The 21,485-nt window shown below is 59.8% G+C and carries 18 protein-coding genes; 8 read left to right on the top strand and 10 right to left on the bottom strand.

All coding sequences use genetic code 11. The features are described 5' to 3' along the window. The first annotated feature begins 397 nt into the window (after window positions 1-397). Window positions 398-1,318: an ornithine carbamoyltransferase gene (gene argF, locus KGA88_RS13650; RefSeq protein WP_110661864.1), complete on the top strand. Its 921-nt coding sequence runs from the start codon at window positions 398-400 to the stop codon at window positions 1,316-1,318. Then, window positions 1,315-2,424 carry an ABC transporter ATP-binding protein gene (locus KGA88_RS13645; RefSeq protein ID WP_110661863.1) on the top strand — a complete coding sequence of 370 codons (1,110 nt, stop codon included), beginning with the start codon at window positions 1,315-1,317 and terminating at the stop codon, window positions 2,422-2,424. Before argF ends, KGA88_RS13645 begins: the two co-directional genes overlap by 4 nt. A gap of 125 nt (window positions 2,425-2,549) precedes the next feature. Here KGA88_RS13645 and KGA88_RS13640 read toward each other — a convergent pair whose 3' ends face one another. Continuing rightward, a complete protein-coding gene (locus KGA88_RS13640) occupies window positions 2,550-3,332 on the bottom strand; it encodes a PhzF family phenazine biosynthesis protein (RefSeq protein WP_223591669.1) in 783 nt (260 codons plus the stop codon). Window positions 3,333-3,439: 107 nt separating this feature from the next. Beyond that, a complete protein-coding gene (gene ybaK, locus KGA88_RS13635; RefSeq protein WP_110659830.1) occupies window positions 3,440-3,910 on the bottom strand; it encodes a Cys-tRNA(Pro) deacylase in 471 nt (156 codons plus the stop codon). Between the two features lie 346 nt (window positions 3,911-4,256). On the opposite strand from ybaK, the gene KGA88_RS13630 reads away from it, so the two are divergent. The 4 genes from KGA88_RS13630 to glpD all read left to right on the top strand — a co-directional run bounded on the left by KGA88_RS13630 (window position 4,257) and on the right by glpD (window position 9,398). Then, complete coding sequence (locus KGA88_RS13630; RefSeq protein ID WP_110659831.1) at window positions 4,257-5,108, top strand: MIP/aquaporin family protein; 852 nt, start codon at window positions 4,257-4,259, stop codon at window positions 5,106-5,108. 73 nt (window positions 5,109-5,181) lie between these two features. Continuing rightward, window positions 5,182-6,687 (top strand): glycerol kinase GlpK, encoded by a 1,506-nt coding sequence (gene glpK / locus KGA88_RS13625; RefSeq protein WP_223591668.1) that lies wholly within the window; start codon window positions 5,182-5,184, stop codon window positions 6,685-6,687. Window positions 6,688-6,782: 95 nt separating this feature from the next. Then, the gene (locus KGA88_RS13620) at window positions 6,783-7,538 is read left to right on the top strand and encodes a DeoR/GlpR family transcriptional regulator (protein ID WP_007971301.1); all 756 of its coding nucleotides are present in this window, start codon (window positions 6,783-6,785) and stop codon (window positions 7,536-7,538) included. 321 nt (window positions 7,539-7,859) lie between these two features. Next, window positions 7,860-9,398, top strand: a complete 1,539-nt coding sequence (gene glpD / locus KGA88_RS13615; RefSeq protein WP_110659835.1) for a glycerol-3-phosphate dehydrogenase — start codon at window positions 7,860-7,862, stop codon at window positions 9,396-9,398. A 67-nt stretch (window positions 9,399-9,465) separates the two neighbouring features. Here glpD and KGA88_RS13610 read toward each other — a convergent pair whose 3' ends face one another. The 3 genes from KGA88_RS13610 to KGA88_RS13600 all read right to left on the bottom strand — a co-directional run bounded on the left by KGA88_RS13610 (window position 9,466) and on the right by KGA88_RS13600 (window position 13,271). Next, on the bottom strand, window positions 9,466-10,572 hold the full coding sequence (locus KGA88_RS13610; RefSeq protein ID WP_110659832.1) for an NADH:flavin oxidoreductase/NADH oxidase: 1,107 nt from the start codon (window positions 10,570-10,572) through the stop codon (window positions 9,466-9,468). Between the two features lie 380 nt (window positions 10,573-10,952). Further along, complete coding sequence (gene recJ, locus KGA88_RS13605) at window positions 10,953-12,662, bottom strand: single-stranded-DNA-specific exonuclease RecJ (RefSeq protein WP_160387033.1); 1,710 nt, start codon at window positions 12,660-12,662, stop codon at window positions 10,953-10,955. A 66-nt stretch (window positions 12,663-12,728) separates the two neighbouring features. Further along, window positions 12,729-13,271, bottom strand: a complete 543-nt coding sequence (locus KGA88_RS13600) for a YaeQ family protein (protein ID WP_007971297.1) — start codon at window positions 13,269-13,271, stop codon at window positions 12,729-12,731. A 147-nt stretch (window positions 13,272-13,418) separates the two neighbouring features. Here KGA88_RS13600 and KGA88_RS13595 point away from each other — a divergent pair, with 147 nt between their 5' ends. Together KGA88_RS13595 and KGA88_RS13590 are read left to right on the top strand one after the other, a co-directional pair. After that, window positions 13,419-14,618: a CaiB/BaiF CoA transferase family protein gene (locus KGA88_RS13595; protein WP_110659834.1), complete on the top strand. Its 1,200-nt coding sequence runs from the start codon at window positions 13,419-13,421 to the stop codon at window positions 14,616-14,618. Beyond that, window positions 14,572-15,528 (top strand): TIGR02285 family protein, encoded by a 957-nt coding sequence (locus tag KGA88_RS13590; protein ID WP_223591666.1) that lies wholly within the window; start codon window positions 14,572-14,574, stop codon window positions 15,526-15,528. The genes KGA88_RS13595 and KGA88_RS13590 overlap by 47 nt, the downstream gene beginning before the upstream one ends. A 170-nt stretch (window positions 15,529-15,698) precedes the next feature. Here the strand turns inward: KGA88_RS13590 and KGA88_RS13585 are convergent, their stop codons facing one another. The 5 genes from KGA88_RS13585 to dsbC all read right to left on the bottom strand — a co-directional run bounded on the left by KGA88_RS13585 (window position 15,699) and on the right by dsbC (window position 21,312). Further along, complete coding sequence (locus tag KGA88_RS13585) at window positions 15,699-15,986, bottom strand: DUF3509 domain-containing protein (RefSeq protein WP_223591656.1); 288 nt, start codon at window positions 15,984-15,986, stop codon at window positions 15,699-15,701. Window positions 15,987-16,147: 161 nt separating this feature from the next. Further along, complete coding sequence (locus KGA88_RS13580) at window positions 16,148-17,503, bottom strand: transporter substrate-binding domain-containing protein (RefSeq protein ID WP_223591654.1); 1,356 nt, start codon at window positions 17,501-17,503, stop codon at window positions 16,148-16,150. Between the two features lie 119 nt (window positions 17,504-17,622). Beyond that, window positions 17,623-19,032, bottom strand: a complete 1,410-nt coding sequence (gene thrC, locus KGA88_RS13575) for a threonine synthase (RefSeq protein WP_007971289.1) — start codon at window positions 19,030-19,032, stop codon at window positions 17,623-17,625. A gap of 109 nt (window positions 19,033-19,141) precedes the next feature. Beyond that, window positions 19,142-20,446 carry a homoserine dehydrogenase gene (locus KGA88_RS13570; protein ID WP_007998527.1) on the bottom strand — a complete coding sequence of 435 codons (1,305 nt, stop codon included), beginning with the start codon at window positions 20,444-20,446 and terminating at the stop codon, window positions 19,142-19,144. Window positions 20,447-20,580: 134 nt separating this feature from the next. Continuing rightward, window positions 20,581-21,312 carry a bifunctional protein-disulfide isomerase/oxidoreductase DsbC gene (gene dsbC, locus KGA88_RS13565; RefSeq protein ID WP_110661271.1) on the bottom strand — a complete coding sequence of 244 codons (732 nt, stop codon included), beginning with the start codon at window positions 21,310-21,312 and terminating at the stop codon, window positions 20,581-20,583. Between the last annotated feature and the right edge of the window lie 173 nt (window positions 21,313-21,485).

Raw genomic sequence — 21,485 nt, 5'->3', positions numbered from 1 at the left:
CTTCCTGCGTCGCTCGAGATTTATTTATAACCCAGCACTTTGCATTAGCAAATATTTCAGGCTGGCGACAGGCCGCTCAAGCACTGGAATGACAGGTCAGAAACCGACTGTCAGCGCACCATTGCCGCCCCGTCTGATTGCCAAGCCCCGAGAGGCCGGTGTACAAATGAGCCGCTGCTATAAGGAATCAAGCTTCAAAGCGCTACCTCGGTGAACCCGTAGCACCTCTGAAACTCCCTAAAAACTGTAGCCCTATTGGTAAGACGCGACATTTAATTATAAGATCGCGCCTTCCCCTATTTCGTCGCCCCGTGCGGCTTACGCCGCAGGTCTCGCCCGTTGTTCCGTTAAACAAGGCTTTGAGCATCTGCGGTTTGTAGCAAAAAGGTAGTCAATGATGAGCGCAAGGCACTTTCTCTCCCTGATGGATTGCACGCCCGAAGAGCTGGTCAGCGTGATCCGTCGAGGCGTTGAGCTCAAGGACCTGCGTAACCGCGGCGTACTGTTCGAGCCTCTGAAAAATCGCGTCCTGGGGATGATTTTCGAGAAATCCTCGACCCGCACCCGGATCTCCTTCGAGGCCGGCATGATCCAGCTCGGCGGCCAGGCGATCTTCCTGTCGCCACGTGACACCCAACTGGGTCGCGGCGAGCCGATCGGCGACTGCGCCATCGTCATGTCGAGCATGCTCGATGCGGTGATGATCCGTACCTTTGCCCACAGCAACCTGACCGAATTCGCCGCCAACTCCCGCGTACCCGTGATCAACGGCCTGTCCGATGACCTGCACCCGTGCCAGTTGCTGGCCGACATGCAGACCTTCCTCGAACACCGCGGCTCCATCCAGGGCAAGACCGTGGCCTGGATCGGCGACGGCAACAACATGTGCAACAGCTATATAGAAGCGGCGATCCAGTTCGACTTCCAGTTGCGCGTTGCCTGCCCGGAAGGCTACGAGCCCAATCCTGAATTCGTGGCCAAGGCCGGCGATCGGGTCACCATCGTTCGCGACCCGAAAGATGCCGTGCGCGGCGCACACCTGGTGAGCACCGACGTCTGGACCTCCATGGGCCAGGAAGAGGAAACCGCCAAGCGCCTGAAGCTCTTCGCACCGTATCAGGTCAACCGCGCCCTGCTCGACCTGGCCGCTGACGACGTGCTGTTCATGCACTGCCTGCCGGCACACCGCGGCGAAGAAATCAGCGTCGACCTGCTCGACGACAAACGCTCGGTGGCCTGGGATCAAGCCGAAAACCGTCTGCATGCGCAAAAAGCCCTGCTCGAATTCCTCGTCCCACCTTCGTATCACCACGCATGAGCCAGCCATTACTGCTTAACCTGAGAAACCTCGCCTGCGGCTATCAAGACCAGCGCGTGGTGCAGAACCTGAACCTGCATTTGAACGCTGGCGACATCGGTTGCCTGCTGGGCTCTTCGGGCTGCGGCAAGACCACCACCCTGCGGGCGATTGCCGGTTTCGAACCGGTACACGAAGGTGAAATCCAGCTGGCGGGCGAGACCATCTCCAGCGCCGGCTTCACCCTCGCCCCGGAGAAGCGTCGCATCGGCATGGTGTTCCAGGACTACGCACTCTTTCCGCATTTGAGCGTGGCCGACAACATCGCCTTCGGCATTCGCAAGCATCCGCAAAAGGATCGCGTCGTCGAAGAGCTGCTGGAACTGGTCAACCTGAAGAACCTCGGCAAGCGCTTCCCCCATGAGCTTTCCGGTGGCCAGCAGCAACGCGTCGCCCTGGCCCGCGCCCTGGCGCCGGAACCGCAACTGCTGTTGCTCGACGAGCCGTTCTCCAACCTCGATGGCGAATTGCGCCGCAAGCTCAGCCACGAAGTGCGCGACATCCTCAAGGCCCGTGGCACCAGCGCGATTCTGGTGACTCACGACCAGGAAGAAGCCTTCGCGGTCAGCGACCACGTTGGCGTGTTCAAGGAAGGTCGACTGGAGCAGTGGGATACGCCCTACAACCTGTATCACGAACCGCTGACACCCTTTGTGGCCAGCTTCATCGGCCAGGGCTATTTCATTCGCGGTCAGTTGAGCAGCCCCGAATCGGTGCAAACCGAGCTGGGTGAGTTGCGCGGCAATCGGGCCTACACCTGGCCGGTCGGTGGCGCCGTGGATGTGCTGCTGCGTCCGGACGACATTGTCTATGCACCGGATAGCGAGCTGAAGGCGCGAATCGCTGGCAAGACGTTCCTGGGCGCGTCGACCCTGTATCGCTTGCAGCTGCCGACAGGCGCACAGCTGGAATCGATTTTCCCGAGCCATGTCGATCGTCAGGTCGGGGCGGATGTGGGCATTCGTGTCGCGGCTGAACACCTGGTGCTGTTCCAGGCGTCAGGCAGCACGGCGGCGCAGATTCCGACTGTTGAATCAGGTGTCCGGCGCTACAGCACCGCCCACTGATACACACAAAAACCTGTAGGAGCGAGCTTGCTCGCGAAAAACGTCGGAGCGCCGCGTTCATCCAGCGAGCACTCGTCATCGTTGACGTCCATCGCGAGCGGGCTCGCTCCTACAGTAGTTTTGCATTAGCCCAAGATTAGCGTTCCACGCGCAACGAGCGTCGCATCCCCGCCAATCTTCACCCGATCGCCTTCCAACCGGCAGAACAACTCCCCACCCCGCGCCGAACGCTGGAAAGCCGTCAGGCTCGACTTGCCCAAACGCTTTGACCAGTACGGAATCAGGAGGCAATGGGTCGATCCGGTCACCGGGTCTTCATCAATGCCGATGGCCGGAGCGAAGTAACGGGAAACGAATTCGTGCTGCTCGCCCCGCGCCGTCACGATGGCGCCCAACCACGGCAACTTCGCCAGGGCAGCCATGTCCGGTGTGCAGTCAAGCACGGCCTGCTCGGATTCGAGCACCACGAACAGCTCGTTCGAAGCCAGCACTTCCACGACTTTCACACCCAGTGCACGTTCGATAGCCACAGTGTCGCTCACTGGCGTCGGCACGATGGTCGGAAAATCCAGCCACAGGCGCCCGCCCTCCCGCATCACGCTCAACGGGCCGGATTTACAGGTGAAGTCCAGTCGCTCGACTGGCTCCTTGTAGATCTCAAACAACACATAGGCACTGGCCAGCGTCGCGTGCCCGCACAATGGCACCTCGGTGGTCGGCGTAAACCAGCGGATGTGCCAGCCCTGCCCTTCGCGCACGACAAACGCCGTTTCGGCGAGGTTGTGCTCGGCAGCAATCTTCTGCATCAATTCATCGGCGAGCCAGGTATCGAGCCGATAGACCATCGCCGGGTTGCCGCTGAATGGCTGATTGCTGAACGCGTCGACCTGATGAAACTCAAGCTGCATAAACTTCTCCCTTTGTCAGACCCGTCGAGCATGCCGCGTTGGTCGAACCGGCACCAGTGACAGAGCAGGCTGATTTTCACCATACAGCGCTGCGCCCACTTCGATGCTCACGCACGGCCGATATCGGCAAACTTTGCCTGGGTGTGTTCGGCCAGCACCGCCGGTGCCAGCTCGACTTCCAGTCCACGTCGACCGGCACTGACAAAAATGCTGGCGAAGGGCTGGGCCGAATTATCAATGAAGGTACGCAAACGCTTTTTCTGCCCCAGCGGACTGATCCCGCCCAACAGATAGCCAGTGGAGCGCTGCGCCGCCGCCGGATCGGCCATTTCGACCTTTTTCACGCCAGCGGCGTGGGCCAGCCCTTTCAAGTCCAGGCTGCCGGCCACCGGCACCACCGCCACCAGCAATTCCCCTTTTTCGCTGGCCGCCAGCAAGGTCTTGAACACCTGTGCCGGGTCGAGCCCGAGTTTTTCCGCAGCTTCCAGACCATAGGAGGCAGCCTTCGGGTCATGCTCGTAACTGTGTACGCGATGTTCGGCCCGAACCTTTTTCAACAAATCCAATGCGGGGGTCATGACAGCTCCAGACTCGGCGGCAGAAGAAAATACTGCGCCGGATTCTAGGACATTGATCGTTAAAAGGCTTCAGGGCAGCACATCCATAACGCCACTGCCCGGCGTTCCCATCGCCCAATGACTCGTTCATTCATGCGACGAATAGTTTCTTTATGACCGACGGTTCACTTTCGACCTTTGACAGCAGTGTTTCTTGTCTATATTTTTTCGTTTCTGAAACTGTACGAAACGTCCTACCGCAGCACCCGGCAGCAAACCGTGACCAGGATGGGGATCCTGCCTCGGCGAAAAACGCGCTCCGACCACTATGGGAAAAGCGCCAGACAACAAAAAAAATGAGGTTTCAATGACAACTGCTTTGCAACAACCGTCGCTCTCGAGCCAATGCATGGCCGAGTTTCTGGGTACGGCGCTGCTGATCTTTTTTGGTACGGGTTGCGTTGCCGCGCTCAAAGTCGCGGGTGCCAGTTTTGGCTTGTGGGAAATCAGCATTATCTGGGGCATCGGCGTCAGCATGGCGATCTACCTCACCGCCGGGGTTTCCGGGGCGCACCTGAACCCTGCCGTGAGCATTGCCCTGAGCATTTTCGCGGATTTCGAAAAGCGTAAACTGCCTTTCTACGTACTGGCCCAAGTGGCGGGTGCCTTCTGTGGCGCGTTGTTGGTTTACACGCTCTACAGCAATCTATTCTTCGAATTCGAACAATCGCATCACATGGTTCGCGGCACTCAAGCCAGCCTTGAATTGGCTTCGGTGTTCTCAACCTTCCCAAATCCTGTGTTGACCACCGCCCAGGCATTCCTGGTCGAGGTGATCATTACGGCCATCCTGATGGGCGTGATCATGTCCCTGACCGACGACAACAATGGCCTGCCAAAAGGCCCGCTGGCACCGCTGCTGATCGGCCTGCTGATTGCGGTGATCGGCAGCTCGATGGGACCGTTGACCGGTTTTGCCATGAACCCTGCGCGGGACTTCGGCCCTAAACTGATGACTTTCTTCGCTGGCTGGGGTGAAATTTCCTTCACCGGCGGACGCGATATTCCGTATTTCCTGATTCCTGTTTTTGCACCGATTGTCGGTGCCTGCCTCGGCGCTGCCGCCTATCGCGGGCTGATTGCCCGCCATCTGCCCGGCGCCGTACCTGCTACAAAGGATGAAACACCGGCCATTGACGGCAAACCCAGAACTTCTTGATACCGTCGGCGCGTGCCCTGCCCCTTGATCGCGCGCCAGACCTCACTCCCTTATTTCGTCCAAGGCAATCGACATGACCGACACACAGAATAAGAACTACATCATTGCCCTCGATCAGGGTACGACCAGCTCCCGCGCGATCATTTTCGACCGCGACGCGAACGTGGTCTGCACCGCCCAACGGGAGTTCGCCCAACATTACCCGCAAGCCGGCTGGGTCGAGCATGACCCGATGGAAATCTTCGCCACTCAAAGCGCGGTAATGGTCGAGGCCCTGGCGCAAGCCGGCCTGCACCATGACCAGGTGGCGGCCATCGGCATCACCAACCAGCGCGAAACCACCGTGGTGTGGGACAAGAACACCGGCCGCCCGATCTACAACGCCATCGTCTGGCAATGCCGCCGCAGCACCGAGATCTGCCAGCAACTGAAGCGCGATGGCCACGAGCAATACATCAGCGAAACCACCGGCCTGGTCACCGATCCGTACTTCTCCGGCACCAAGCTCAAGTGGATCCTCGACAACGTCGAAGGCAGCCGCGAGCGCGCACGCAACGGCGAGCTACTGTTCGGCACTGTCGACAGTTGGCTGATCTGGAAGTTTACCGGCGGCAAGGTGCATGTCACCGACTACACCAACGCCTCACGCACCATGCTCTTCAATATCCACACCCTGGAGTGGGACGCGAAGATGCTGCAAGTCCTCGACATCCCGCGTGAGATGCTGCCAGAGGTCAAATCGTCGTCCGAAATCTACGGCCACACCAAAAGCGGCATCGCCATCGGCGGTATTGCCGGTGACCAGCAAGCCGCCCTGTTCGGCCAGATGTGCGTCGAGCCAGGCCAGGCGAAAAACACTTACGGCACTGGCTGCTTCCTGCTGATGAACACCGGCGACAAAGCCGTGAAGTCCCGGCATGGCATGCTGACCACCATCGCTTGCGGCCCTCGCGGCGAAGTCGCTTATGCATTGGAAGGCGCAGTGTTCAACGGCGGTTCCACCGTGCAGTGGCTGCGTGACGAGCTGAAGATCATCAACGATGCCCACGACACCGAGTACTTCGCCAACAAGGTCAAGGACAGCAATGGCGTGTATCTGGTGCCGGCTTTCACCGGTCTTGGTGCTCCCTACTGGGACCCGTACGCCCGTGGCGCACTGTTCGGCCTGACCCGCGGCGTCCGTGTGGATCACATCATCCGTGCCGCGCTGGAGTCGATTGCCTACCAGACCCGCGACGTGCTCGACGCCATGCAGCAGGACTCCGGCGAACGCCTAAAGGCCCTGCGTGTGGACGGCGGTGCAGTGGCGAACAACTTCCTTATGCAATTCCAGGCCGACATCCTCGGCACGCAGGTCGAGCGCCCGCAAATGCGCGAAACCACGGCACTCGGCGCCGCCTACCTGGCAGGCCTGGCCTGTGGCTTCTGGGGTAGCCTTGAAGAGTTGCGCGGCAAGGCCGTGATCGAGCGCCAGTTCGAGCCGACGCTGGATGAAACGGCGAAGGAAAAACTCTACGCCGGCTGGAAAAAAGCGGTCAGCCGCACCCGCGATTGGGCGGCTGAAGACGAGGCTGAGTAAGCGAACTCCAGCCTCCGTATCTGTATGTAACTGGTAGGGAGCAGATTCCTGCGGCATCATGGGCAAATTTTGCACGGCAGCCCAAAGGAAGCCCCATGAATCTGCCTCCCCGTCAGCAGCAAATCCTCGAACTGGTCCGCGAACGCGGCTATGTCAGCATCGAGGAAATGGCCACGTTGTTCGTTGTTACACCGCAGACCATCCGCCGCGACATCAATCAGCTCGCGGAAGCCAATTTGTTGCGTCGCTACCACGGCGGCGCGGCTTACGACTCCAGCGTTGAAAACACCGCCTACGCCATGCGCGCCGATCAGATGCGCGATGAAAAACAGCGTATCGGCGAAGCCATTGCCGCGCAGATTCCCGACCATGCCTCGTTGTTCATCAACATCGGCACGACCACCGAATCCATCGCCCGGGCACTGCTCAACCACAGTCACCTGAAAATCATCACCAACAACCTGCATGTGGCTTCGATGCTCAGCGCCAAGGACGACTTCGACGTGCTGCTGACCGGCGGCAACGTGCGCCGCGACGGTGGTGTGGTCGGTCAGGCGAGCGTCGATTTCATCAACCAGTTCAAAGTCGATTTCGCCCTGGTCGGCATCAGTGGTATCGATGAGGATGGCAGCCTGCTGGACTTCGATTATCAGGAAGTGCGGGTATCCCAGGCGATCATCGCCAATGCCCGACAAGTGATCCTCGCCGCCGACTCCAGCAAGTTCGGACGCAACGCCATGATTCGCCTGGGGCCGATCAGCCTGGTCGATTGCCTGGTCACTGATCAGCAGCCGTCCCCGGCGCTGGCGCAGCTGTTGAACCAGCACAAGGTTCGGCTGGAGGTCGTTTAAGCACACCGCTCCCCTGTGGCGAGGGGGCTTGCCCCCGTTGGGCTGCGAAGCGGCCCCCAAACCATTCAACCGAGATCATTCAGATTCACTCGGTCAGCTGCAATTGCGACAGCTTCGCCGTCGAACGGGGGCAAGCCCCCTCGCCACAAAAGCAGCCTGCAACCTTTCAATGTTCGTAAATTTTCCTTTACCGGCCCTTCGATGAGTATTTTCAATCGAAGCTGACTGGCTGCGCGCGTCTTTATGGGCTAGTATTTTCGCAAATGAACATTAATGTTCGAATTCAAATACAGAACATCAAAGAATTCCGAGGCCGTGCCGATGCCCACTTCTACCTTGCCTACGCCCCCTCTCGCTGAGGTCTACGATATCGCCGTCATCGGTGGCGGGATCAATGGCGTGGGGATCGCAGCGGATGCCGCCGGTCGCGGTCTCTCGGTGTTCCTTTGCGAAAAGGATGACCTGGCCAGCCATACCTCGTCGGCCAGCAGCAAGCTGATCCACGGCGGCCTGCGTTACCTCGAGCATTACGAATTCCGCCTGGTGCGTGAAGCCCTGGCTGAACGTGAAGTGCTGCTGGCCAAGGCTCCGCACATCGTCAAGCAAATGCGCTTCGTGTTGCCACACCGCCCGCATCTGCGTCCGGCGTGGATGATTCGCGCCGGTCTGTTTCTCTATGACAACCTGGGCAAGCGCGAGCAACTGCAAGGTTCGAAAAGCCTGAAGTTTGGCCCCGACAGCGCACTGAAAAGCGAGATCACCAAAGGCTTCGAATATTCCGATTGCTGGGTCGACGACGCCCGCCTGGTGGTGTTGAACGCCATGGCTGCCCGGGAAAAAGGCGCCCACGTGCACACCCAGACCCGCTGTGTCAGCGCGCGCCGCACCAAGGGCCTGTGGCACCTGCACCTGGAGCGCGCCGATGGCAGCCTGTTTTCGATCCGCGCCAAGGCATTGGTGAACGCGGCCGGGCCATGGGTTGCGAAGTTCATTCGTGATGACCTGAAGATGGAATCGCCATACGGCATCCGCCTGATCCAGGGCAGCCACCTGATCGTGCCAAAATTGTACGAAGGTGAACACGCGCACATCCTGCAAAACGAAGATCAGCGCATCGTGTTCACCATTCCGTACCTGAACCGCTTCACCCTGATCGGCACCACCGACCGCGAGTACACTGGCGATCCGGCGAAAGTGGCAATTACCGATGGCGAAACCGATTACCTGCTGAACGTGGTCAATGCCCATTTCAAAAAGCAGATCAGCCGCGACGACATCCTGCACAGCTATTCCGGTGTGCGCCCGCTGTGCAACGACGAATCCGACAACCCGTCGGCCGTGACCCGCGACTACACCCTGGCACTGTCTGGCACTGGCGAAGAAGCGCCGTTGCTCTCGGTATTCGGCGGCAAGCTCACCACCTATCGCAAACTGGCTGAGTCGGCGCTGGCGCAACTGGCACCGTATTTCAAGCACATCCAGCCGAGCTGGACCGCCAACGCCACCTTGCCCGGCGGTGAGGACATGACCACTCCACAAGCCTTGAGCTCGCGTATCCGCGACAAGTTCGACTGGGTGCCAAGCGAGATCGCTCGCCGCTGGGCTACCAGCTATGGCAGCCGTACCTGGCGCATGCTCGAAGGCGTACAAGACCTCAGCGATCTGGGCGAGCACATCGGCGGCGGTCTCTACACCCGTGAGGTCGACTATCTGTGCAGCGAAGAATGGGCAACCAGCGCCCACGACATCCTCTGGCGCCGCAGCAAGCTTGGCTTGTTCACAACGGTGGCCGAACAGGAAAAGCTCAAGGACTACCTGAACCAGGTCGAACAGAACCGCAGCAAGATCGAAGCCGCCTGATCGGTCGCTGGCATAAACAAAAGCCCCTGAGTCGCGCGATTCAGGGGCTTTTTCGTATCGATGGAATTCAGTCGCGCAAATCCGACTCGTGAATGGGCTGCTCGCGGTGAGTCGCCCGCTGGTACTGCGCCGGCCACACGGCCTTGTGTCCGCCCAGATCGTCATCGGCATGCAACGCCCAGTACGGATCACGCAACAACTCACGGGCCAGGAAGATGATGTCCGCCTGACAGGTGCGCAAGATGTGCTCGGCCTGGGCCGGCTCGGTGATCATGCCCACCGTGCCGGTGGCCATGCCCGACTCCTTGCGCACACGTTCGGCGAAGCGGGTCTGATAGCCAGGGCCTGTGGGAATCTCGGCATTCACCGCCGTCCCGCCCGACGAAACGTCGATCAGGTCCGCCCCCAGGTTTTTCAGACGACGCGCCAGCTCCACGGTTTCATCGGGGTTCCAGCCGTCTTCCACCCAGTCGGTGGCCGAGACCCGGACAAACACCGGCAACTCCTCAGGCCAGACCGCACGCACCGCTTCGGTAACCTGCAGCACCAGCCGGATGCGATTTTCGAACGAACCGCCATATTGATCGCGCCGCTGATTGCTCAGCGGCGACAGGAACTGATGCAGCAGGTAACCATGGGCCGCGTGCACTTCGACCACCTTGAAACCGGCCGTCAGGGAGCGCTTTGCCGCATCGACAAAGGCCAGGATCACATTGGCGATCTCGCCTTCATCCAATTGTCTGGGTTGGGTGTGCTGCGGGTCGAACGCAATCGGCGAAGGTCCGACCGGCAACCAGCCGCCCTCGTCGGGTTTGACGCTGCCATGCTTGCCGAGCCAAGGCCGGTAGGTACTGGCCTTGCGCCCGGCATGAGCCAGTTGAATGCCAGCAACGGCCCCCTGGGCGGTGATGAAACGGGTGATGCGTTGCAGAGGTTCGATTTGCTCGTCATTCCACAGACCGAGGTCCTGAGCGGTGATACGCCCGTCGGCGGTGACCGCCGTGGCTTCGGTAAACACCAGCCCGGCGCCGCCGACAGCGCGGCTGCCGAGGTGGACCAGGTGCCAGTCATTGGCCAGGCCATCTGCACTGGAATACTGGCACATCGGCGATACCGCAATGCGGTTGGGCAGGGTCAATTGGCGAAGGGTAAAGGGTTCAAGCAGCAGACTCATGGGGCACCTCTCGAATCAGTGGGCAGGCTCCAGGTTCTGTTTGAATAGTCGACGAGTGACAGGAAAAAGGTACAGCACCCGCCCCCGCGGGCAAAAAATTCGACAAGACGTCACAAGGCCAAAATCAAGCAGTGCTTAGAGCCTAGTCGACATCGGGGGATCAGGGAGGGTTCAAGAATTGAAACACCTCAATAGCAGGTAAATCGAGGTTCTGTGGCGAGGGGGCTTGCCCCCGTTCGGCTGCGCAGCAGCCGCAAATTGATTCGGCACGGTTTATCTTGCCGAATTCGATAGCAGATTTGGGGCCGCTTCGCAGCCCAACGGGGCGGTGCGGCGATCCGACAAGCCCCCTCGCCACAAAAGCAAGGCAGTGATCCGACTTATCGCGGTTCGATGTGGGCAATCATCAGTTGCACAGTCTCGTTGCCACGAAACTCGTTGAGGTCGAGTTTGTAGGCCAGTTCCACCCACTTGATGGTCGGATTCGGCCAGATGTCGCGGTCGATCCCGAAGGCGATGCCGTCGAGCTTCACCGAACCACATTCACTTTTCAGCACGACTTTAAGGTGCCGTTCGCCCACGACCCGCTGTTCGACCAACTGGAACACCCCATGAAACAACGGCTCCGGGAAATGCTGCCCCCAAGGGCCGGCATGCCGCAGGGCGCGGGCCAGTTCCAGGTGGAATTCTTCCACAGCCAGGGTGCCGTCCGACAACAGGCGGCCCGTCAGGTCTTCTTCGCGCAGCTGCCGGCGCACTTCAGCGTCAAAGGCTTCGGCGAACAAGGGAAAATTCGCCTCCGGCAGCGTCAGGCCGGCCGCCATCGCGTGGCCGCCGTACTTGGTGATCAGATTCGGATGCTGCGCCGCCACCACGCTCAGGGCATCGCGGATGTGAAAACCCTGGACCGAACGCCCCGAGCCCTTGAGCAGGCCATCTCCTGCATCGGCAAAGGCGATGGTCGGGCGGAAGTAGCGCTCTTTCATCCGCGACGCGAGGATACCAATGACACCCTGGTGCCACTCGGGATCGAACAGGCACAAGCCGAACGGCATCGACTCCACTGGCAAATCCTTGAGCTGCGCCAGCGCTTCACGCTGCATGCCCTGCTCGATGGACTTGCGATCCTGGTTCATGCCGTCCAATTGAGCAGCCATTTCACGAGCCAGGCCTGCGTCTTCGGTCAGCAGGCATTCGATGCCCAGGCTCATATCATCCAGGCGTCCTGCCGCGTTCAGTCGCGGGCCGACAATGAACCCCAGGTCGGTGGAAGTGATGCGCGCATGGTCACGCTTGGCCACTTCGAGGATCGCCTTGATCCCCGGCCGGGCACGTCCGGCGCGAATCCGCTCGAGGCCCTGATGCACCAGGATCCGGTTGTTGGCATCCAGCGGCACCACGTCGGCCACGCTGCCCAGGGCCACCAGATCGAGCAGTTCGCCGATATTCGGCTGCGGCTTGCTGGTGTACCAGCCGAGCTCGCGCAACCGCGCACGCAGGGCCATCAGCACATAAAAAATCACCCCGACACCGGCCAGCGCCTTGCTCGGAAATTCGCAACCCGGCTGGTTCGGGTTGACGATGGCATCAGCCAAGGGCAGTTCGTCACCGGGCAAGTGGTGATCGGTTACCAGCACCTTGAGCCCGGCCTTTTTCGCCGCTGCCACGCCTTCGACGCTGGAGATGCCATTGTCGACGGTGATCAGCAAATGCGGCTGACGCTCCAGCGCCACCGCGACGATCTCCGGTGTCAGGCCGTAGCCGTAATCGAAACGGTTCGGCACCAGGTAATCGACATGCGCCGCCCCCAGCAAACGCAGGCCCAGCGTGCCCACGGTACTGGCCGTCGCGCCGTCGGCATCGAAGTCGCCGACGATCAGAATGCGCTGGCGCTGTTCGAGCGCCGTCACCAGCAGATCCACGGCGGCATCGATGCCCTTGAGTTGCTGGAACGGAATCAACCGCGCCAGGCTCTTGTCCAGTTCCGCCTCCGATTGCACGCCCCGCGCTGCGTACAAGCGGGTCAACAGCGGTGGAATATCACCGAGGAATGGCAGGGTGTCGGGCAGCAGGCGAGGTTCGATGCGCATGGGGTGACAGGAGCTTCTCTTCAATACGTAGGATAAAACCGGGTGACGCAGTGCAGTGACGAAAAATCAGCCACGCTCACCCGCAAGCCACTGCAACTGGACTTCGTGCTGACCACGGTCGTCGGTAACGAAGATCGTCCCTTCGCTGATCATCACGTCCCACTTGATGACGCGGGGCATGTCTTTGGCCAGGGTTTCCAGGACTTCCTGAGGCACGGCAGCGATGTTGACGTTCTTCAGGTTTTTCACCGCCGGCACCACCTTGCCTTCCCACACGCGCAGGCTGCCGTAGGCCAAAAGGCTGGTGCGCTCGGTGCGACGCGAACACCAGGTCAGGCGCTCGGCATCGGGCTGGCCGACTTCGATCCAGTGAAGGACGCGGTCATCCAGGCTTTTTTCCCACAAGGCCGGTTCATCCACTTCCGACAGACCACGGCCAAACGACAGCTGCTCGTTGTACCAGAGGGCGTAGGCCAGCAGGCGCACGGTCATGCGCTCTTCGGTTTCCGAAGGGTGACGGGCGATGGTCTGCTTCACGCTCTCATAGACACTGCGGTCGAGGTCGGTGAGGTTCAGTTCAAACTTGTAGGTCGTGGACGGCTGGGCCATGAACGGGCTTCTTGATACGAGGAAAGGCGGCAAGTCTAACCGATGCGACGGGCAATCCACGAATTGAAGGTGATCAACCTCAAGCGCCTGACAGTCGGCTATGTTAAAACGCTGTATTCGCTCAACCCTTGTCCTACAGGATCCCGCATGCCGTTCACCGCCAAACCGCTTTCCGGTCTGAAAGTCATCGAATTGGGTACCTTGATTGCCGGCCCGTTTGCTTCACGCATTTGCGCCGAGTTCGGCGCCGACGTGATCAAGGTCGAGTCCCCGGACGGCGGCGATCCGTTGCGTAAGTGGCGCAAACTGTATGAAGGCACTTCGTTGTGGTGGTTCGTCCAGGCGCGCAACAAAAAATCCCTGACCCTCAATCTCAAGCACCCCGAAGGCCAGGCGATTCTGAAACAACTGCTGAGCGAAGCAGACATTCTGATCGAGAACTTTCGTCCCGGTGTCCTGGAAAAACTCGGCCTGGGCTGGGACGTCCTGCACGCCTTGAACCCGAAACTGGTCATGGTGCGGCTGTCGGGATTCGGCCAGACCGGCCCGATGAAAGATCAGCCCGGCTTTGGAGCGGTTGGCGAATCCATGGGGGGCCTGCGCTACATCACCGGTTTCGAGGATCGGCCACCGGTGCGCACTGGCATTTCCATCGGCGACTCGATTGCCGCGCTCTGGGGCGTGATCGGCGCGTTGATGGCCCTGCGTCATCGCGAGGTCAACGGCGGCCAGGGGCAAGTGGTGGACGTGGCGCTGTATGAAGCCATCTTCGCCATGATGGAAAGCATGGTCCCCGAGTTCGACGTGTTCGGCTTCATCCGCGAACGCACGGGCAACATCATGCCGGGCATCACCCCGTCCTCGATCCATACCAGTGCCGACGGCAAACACGTGCAGATCGGCGCCAATGGCGATGCGATTTTCAAACGCTTCATGCTAATCATTGGCCGGGAAGACCTGGCGAACGACCCGCAGCTTGCCAGCAACGATGGCCGCGATGCCCGACGCGACGAGATTTATGGCGTCATCGATCGCTGGGTCAACTCGTTGCCGCTGGACACCGTACTGGCGCAACTCAATCAGGCCGACGTGCCGGCCAGCCGGATCTTCAGCGCCGAAGACATGTTCAATGACCCCCAGTACCTGGCGCGGGAAATGTTCCTGCAAGCCAAGCTGCCGGACGGCAAAGACTTCAAGATGCCAGGCATTGTGCCGAAACTCTCAGAGACACCCGGTGAATGTGAATGGGTCGGGCCTCAACTGGGTGAGCACAACGCACAGGTACTCCAGGAACTTGGCTATGACGCGTCGCGGATCGCACAGTTGCGCAAAGACGGAGCCATCTGATCTGAGGCGCCCACCTCGACGCTACCCGTCGCGCGACGGGTGGCTGCCGTGCATGCTGGCGATTTTACTCTTGCTCCTCGAACCGATCCCGTCAGCCCTGGCGCAACCCAAGGAAAACCTGATCTGGCTCAAGCGCGACCTGCCGCCGCTGACGATCTTCGACGGGCCGAAAAAAGGCCAGGGCGTCATCGATCAACTACTTCCACTCTTGATAGCCGGCATGCCGCAGTACCAGCACAGCGTGATGAGGGTCAATCGCGCACGTGGACTGCAAATGCTCCACGAACCGTCTCTCGTCTGCGACGCTGCGCTGAACTGGAGCAAGGAACGGGAACAATGGATCGCCTTTTCCATTCCGGTCTTTCGCGCCATGAGCAATGGCCTGGCCGTGCGGCGCGCTGACCAGAAAGTGCTGGCTCCCTTCATCAAGGATGGCGAAGTGGACCTGGCAGCGCTGCTCGCCAGCGGCCGCGAAAAACTGGGCGTTATTGCCGAGCGCAATTACGGCGAATACCTCGATGGGCTGCTCAAACAAGCGCCAGTCGATGCACTGACGCCTCATTACGGCAACGACGCCTTGGGCAGCCTGCTGCAAATGCAGCGCCTGGGACGCTTGCGCCTGCTGTTGGGCTATCGCCCGGAAATTCGCTACCAGGCCTCATTGCAAGGCATCGCCGAGGATGAACTGCAGTTCTATCCAATCCGTGGCACGGGCAAATACCTGTCCGGTTACATCGGTTGCACCGACACGCCAAAGGGCCGCCAGGCCATTGTCGAAATCAACCAGGTGCTGCGCACCCTTCCCCGCGAACGCCTTGATGAGGCCTACGCCGCCTGGCTGGACCCCGAAAGTCGCAGCGATTACCTGAAAGACACCAAGGCGTTTTTCGACAATCTGGCGCAGCCATGAAAAATCCCGGGCAAAAAGAAACCCCGAGAAGTGGGGAGACGACTCGGAGTTAAACGTGGCCTGCTTAGAGACCAGTAGCAGCAAGCTACAAGCACCGGAGCACAATGCTTGATCCTGCTGTTACAAAGTCTGACCGACCTGGGCGCGGGAAGGTTCCCACAAAAAACCGTTCAATTGCGGCTGGACAGAAGCTTGTCCTGTGCCGCATTACGCAATGCCGCGATGACACAAGGCTCAAGGCGTCCTTCGGCGATCAGCACGTCGCGGTGCAAACCGTCGACCACATCCGTCAGCAGGCGCTTGTCATTCAACTGGGCCTGATTGAACTCGCGCTCGACCACCGTCGCACCGATAGCATTCTTCAGGGTCACCCGGCATTCGCCACGAATGCCTGACGGGGTCAACGTAACCTGATACGGGCTCAGCGCTTCACCGAGCAACAGACTGATACTTTCCATCCCGATCACCACTCAATAGTCTGAAAACAACGTGCCTGGGGCATGCCTACAACAAATGACCGCTGGCCCGAGAAGAAAGTTCTGGATACTGACCGCAGGCGAACCTGCAGCCCAGTCAAGAGAGCATGCACGGCGAACATGACAGAGAAAAAACGCAACCATCACGTCTGTCGGGTACGCCGGGCGATGTCGGCCCAGCCCCCCAACAATCCTCGTAGCTGGCCATCCGCCGTGTAGAACGGCACCGTCCACTGGTAGATATCCCTGACGCCTTCCTTGAACAACAATTGACGCTCGAAGAAGCGCGACCGGCGCGTTTTCAACTGCGCCAGAAATTCGCCATGCAGCAGTTCCGCGGTTTGTCTGGGCATGACATCGACTTCGATCAGCTGCCGCCCCTGCATCCGGTCAAAACGTGTCGCCAGGGCGTCCTCATAACTTTTGTTGCACATGATCAAACGCCCGTGCAGGTCCCGGACAAACATCGGGTCAGGCATGGCATCCATCAGGGCATGCTGGAATGCGAGCTGATCGTGCAGGCTCCTTTGGGCATCGAGCCGCTGCCTGACCACCACCGCCAACCGCCGATTCCAGAGCAGGGACAACAGACAGAACAGGCTGAGCACAAACATGCCCCAGCAAATCCACGTGTCAAATCGCTGCCAGAAGCCAGGTGCCTGTAGCGTGATAGCGCCGCCGAACCACTTACGGCGAAGATCGCGCAGTTCCTGTTCAGTAAACGCCTCAAGCGCCTTGTTGAGGATACTCAGCAACTGCGGCTGGCCTTTGCGCACCGCCAGATAATCCCCATCCCATTTGCCCGGCACCACGGCGCCGATCTGTAGCCGGTCCGACGGAATAAGCTGGGCGCGGATTTCACTTTCGATAGTGGCGTAGGCTTCGCCGCTTTCCACCCAGGCGCGGGCTTCGGCGTGGGTTTTAACCGAACGCAACTCGATGGACGGATAATTGCGACGGATCATCGCTTCCAGTGCATGCCGGGTCGGCAGCACCACCACCCGCTTCGCCAGATCCTCCAGCGACTGCACCGGTGGTGTTCCGGGCTGCCCGACAAAGACCCATCCTGCACCGCCGAACGCATGGCTGAAATCGAGAAACGCCTTGCGTTCGTCATTCATCGCCAGGGTCGTACTCAAATCCGCAGCGCCGCTTTCCAGATGGGCCAGCATCTGATCGGTGGAAAAAGACTCTTGGTAAACGAACTGCAACCCCGTCATGTCACTGATGCGTTTGAGCAGGTCATTGTTCAGACCCGTCCATTGACCATACTCATCCTTGAACTGGTACAACGGGTATTCCAGTGCCGTGACCACGACCCGTGGATGGTTGGCTATCCACTGCAACTCCTGGTCATCCAGCACGACCACTGAACGTGCGACAGACTTCCCACGCTCCTGGATCGTTGCCGGGCTTGCCGCTCCCCATTGGGCAACACCCAGGATGCCGAGCAAAAACAGCCAGCGCGTGACTGACTTGAACACACTTGTAAACAGCATTCCCATGTCCTTGGTGATCCATACGCCTGTCCTTTCGCGGCGATAACATGACAAGTGTGCATGCAGAAATGAAAAAGCCCGTCAGGAGACGGGCTTCAAAATGTTACAGCGCTGACCGGTTACAGCGGCTTGCCACGGTTGCCATGCTGGCTGACAAAGGCCTGCACGGCCTTCAAGTCATTTGGCAACACGGTGCAACGTTCGTCTCGCTCAAACAAATCAGAAAGATGTACAGGCAGTTCGAGCGCTTTTCCTACACCGGCTTTTTCCACGGCGTCCGGGAATTTGACCGGGTGGGCAGTCCCCAGGATCACCATTGGAATGTCCAGGCTACGGCGGCATTCCCGCGCGGCTTTCACGCCGATAGCAGTGTGCGGGTCCAACACTTCGCCAGTCTGCTCGTAGACTTCGGCGATGGTTTCGCAGGTTTGCGCGTCATCCACGGCCAGCGAGTCGAACAACTTGCGGGCTTCGGTCCAGCGCTCTTGCTCGACGCTGAAACCGCCGCCCTGCTTGAACGAATCCATCAACCCGGCGATTGCCGCGCCGTTGCGACCATGCAGGTCGAACAGCAAGCGTTCGAAGTTCGATGACACCATGATGTCCATGGACGGCGACAGAGTGGCGTGCAGGGTTTCCTTGACGTACTGGTTGCCGCTCATGAAGCGGTGCAGGATGTCGTTGCGGTTGGTGGCGACGATCAACTGATTGATCGGCAGGCCCATGTTGCGCGCCAGGTAACCGGCGAAAATGTCGCCGAAGTTGCCGGTCGGTACCGAGAACGCCACCGAACGCGCCGGGCCGCCCAACTGCAGGGCTGCGTGGAAGTAGTAGACGATCTGGGCCATGATCCGCGCCCAGTTGATCGAGTTCACAGCCACCAGGCGAGTGCCCTTGAGGAAACCTTGGTCGGCGAAGCTCGCCTTGACCATTTCCTGGCAGTCATCGAAGTTGCCTTCGATGGCAATGTTGTGGATGTTCTCACCGAAAATGGTGGTCATCTGCCGACGCTGCACTTCGGACACCCGGTTGTGCGGGTGCAGGATGAAGATGTCGACGTTTTCGCAGTGCTTGCAGCCCTCGATGGCGGCCGAACCGGTATCACCGGAAGTAGCGCCGACGATGACAACACGCTCGCCGCGCTTTTCCAGCACGTAGTCGAGCAGGCGACCGAGCAGTTGCAGGGCGAAGTCCTTGAACGCCAGGGTCGGACCGTGGAACAGCTCCAGCACCCATTCATTGCCGTTCAACTGACGCAGCGGTGCCACGGCGCTGTGGGCGAACACACCGTAGGTTTCTTCGAGGATTTTCTTGAAATCAGCGTCTGGAATGCTGCCGGTGACGAACGGGCGCATGACGCGGAAAGCCAGTTCGTGATACGGCAGGCCGGCCCAGGAAGCGATTTCTTCCTGGGTGAAACGTGGCAGGTTTTCCGGGACGTACAGACCGCCGTCGGTGGCAAGACCTGCCAGCAGGACGTCTTCGAAATTCAGGGCCGGTGCCTGGCCGCGGGTACTGATGTAGCGCATAGGGGCAAACCTTCGGTTTGAGCTTTGAGCTTCAAGCCATAAGCGACAAGTTAAAGCTGGACTGCTTTCAACTTGTCGCCAGGGGCTTACAGCTCGCCGCTGTTTTTATTTAGTTCAGGTGCTCGACACGGATACGTACGACCGGACCAACCACGCCCGCCAAAGCTTCCAGAGCAGCGATGGCGTCGTTGATGTGCTGTTCCAGCACGCGGTGGGTCAGCAGGATCATCGGCACCAGGCCGTCGTGCTCCTCGGCTTCCTTCTGCATGATCGACTCGATGTTGATGCCTCTCTCCGAGAGGATGCTCGCGACCTGAGCCAATACGCCCGGATGGTCCTTGGCCTGAATACGCAGGTAGTAGGCGCTTTCGCAGGCTTCGATCGGCAGGATTGGGTGAGCCGACAGCGAATCCGGCTGGAACGCCAAGTGCGGTACACGGTTTTCCGGGTCGGAAGTCATGGCGCGGACCACGTCCACCAGGTCGGCGATCACCGACGAAGCGGTCGGCTCCATGCCGGCACCGGCACCGTAGAACAGGGTCGAACCGGCAGCATCGCCATTGACCATTACCGCGTTCATCACGCCGTTGACATTGGCGATCAGGCGATCGGCCGGGATCAGCGTCGGGTGCACGCGCAGTTCGATACCGGCCGCGGTGCTACGCGCCACGCCCAGGTGCTTGATGCGGTAGCCCAGCGCTTCGGCGTAGTTCACGTCGGCGGTGGTCAGCTTGGTGATGCCTTCGGTGTAAGCCTTGTCGAATTGCAGCGGGATGCCGAACGCGATGGACGCCAGGATCGTCAGCTTGTGGGCGGCGTCGATACCTTCGACGTCGAAGGTCGGATCGGCTTCGGCGTAACCCAGGGCCTGGGCTTCGGCCAATACGTCTTCGAAGGTACGACCTTTCTCGCGCATTTCCGTCAGGATGAAGTTGCCGGTGCCGTTGATGATGCCGGCCACCCAGTTGATGCGGTTGGCGGACAGGCCTTCGCGGATCGCCTTGATCACCGGAATGCCACCGGCTACCGCCGCTTCGAACGCAACGATCACGCCCTTCTCGCGAGCCTTGGCGAAAATTTCATTACCGTGAACGGCGATAAGTGCCTTGTTCGCGGTGACCACATGCTTGCCATTCTCGATGGCCTTGAGTACCAGCTCGCGGGCAACGGTGTAGCCGCCCATCAGCTCTATAACGATGTCGATCTCAGGGTTCGTGGCCACTTCGAAGACATCGTTGGTAATCGCAATACCGGTCGTTTGGAACTGAGGCTTTGGCGTGCGCATGGCAATTTGTGCCACTTCGATCCCACGCCCGGCACGACGAGCAATTTCCTCGGCGTTGCGCTGAAGTACGTTGAAGGTACCGCCACCGACGGTTCCTAACCCACAGATGCCTACTTTGACCGGTTTCACTGTGAACTCCCCATAAAACGGCCGACTCGAGGCCGGCCGTGAAAACAACCGCAGACTCGCGGTTCTCTATTGATGGCCCGGCGAATGTCGCTACCGGACCATGATCGTCAATGGCTGACCGTGACGATGCGAATTTACTTCGCGCCCAGCGCCAGTTTGGCGACTTGTGGCGCAGGCTGGTAGCCCGGAATGACCTGACCGTCGGCCAAAACGATGGCCGGTGTACCGTTCACGCCAATCGACTGGCCGAGTGCGAACTGTTTGGAAACCGGGTTATCGCACTTGGCGGCCTTGATTTCCTTGCCGTCGACCATTTTGTCCATGGCCGCTTTCTTGTCTTTCGAGCACCACACTGCCTGCAACTGTTCGTCGCCCGGCGAGCCCAGGCCCTGACGCGGGAACGCGACATAACGCACTTCGATGCCGCGCTTGTTCAACTCGGGCACTTCGGCGTGCAGCTTATGGCAGTACGGGCAGGTGGTGTCGGTGAATACGGTGATGTGCGACTTGGTTTCGCCAATAGCCGGGTACACCACGGTTTCCGCAACCGGAATATCATTGATCAGCTTGGAGATGCCCAGGCGTTCGGTCTTCTCGGTCAGGTTGACCGGCTTGCCGTCCTTGAGATCGAACAGGTAGCCCTGAACCACGTACTGGCCGTCGGCACTGGCGTACAGCACACGGCTGCCTTGGAGTTTGACTTCGTACAGGCCAGGCAACGGGCTGGCGGTGATGCTTTCTACCGGCACTTCGAGCTGGAGGTTTTCCAGGCTTTTACGAATGGCTTTGTCGGCCGCGTCATCGGCGACGGCAAAGGTGCTGACCAACGCAATGGCTGCGGCGGCGAAAATCTGGGTCAGACGCATGAGAACTCCTGAAGGCGAACATATGGGACGATCAGAACGCCCGTGCCGAAACACCGGGTCATAACCGCCCATCGTGCAAACCGGCCAAGCCTATCACATAAGGCCCCTGTGGCGAGGGGGCTTGCCCCCGTTCGGCTGCGCAGCAGCCGTGATTCCGATGTATGCAGGGTGCC

Source organism: Pseudomonas sp. A-R-19, from assembly GCF_019956575.1.
Taxonomy (GTDB): Bacteria; Pseudomonadota; Gammaproteobacteria; order Pseudomonadales; family Pseudomonadaceae; genus Aquipseudomonas.
This window is presented reverse-complemented; position numbering and strand designations above follow the sequence as displayed.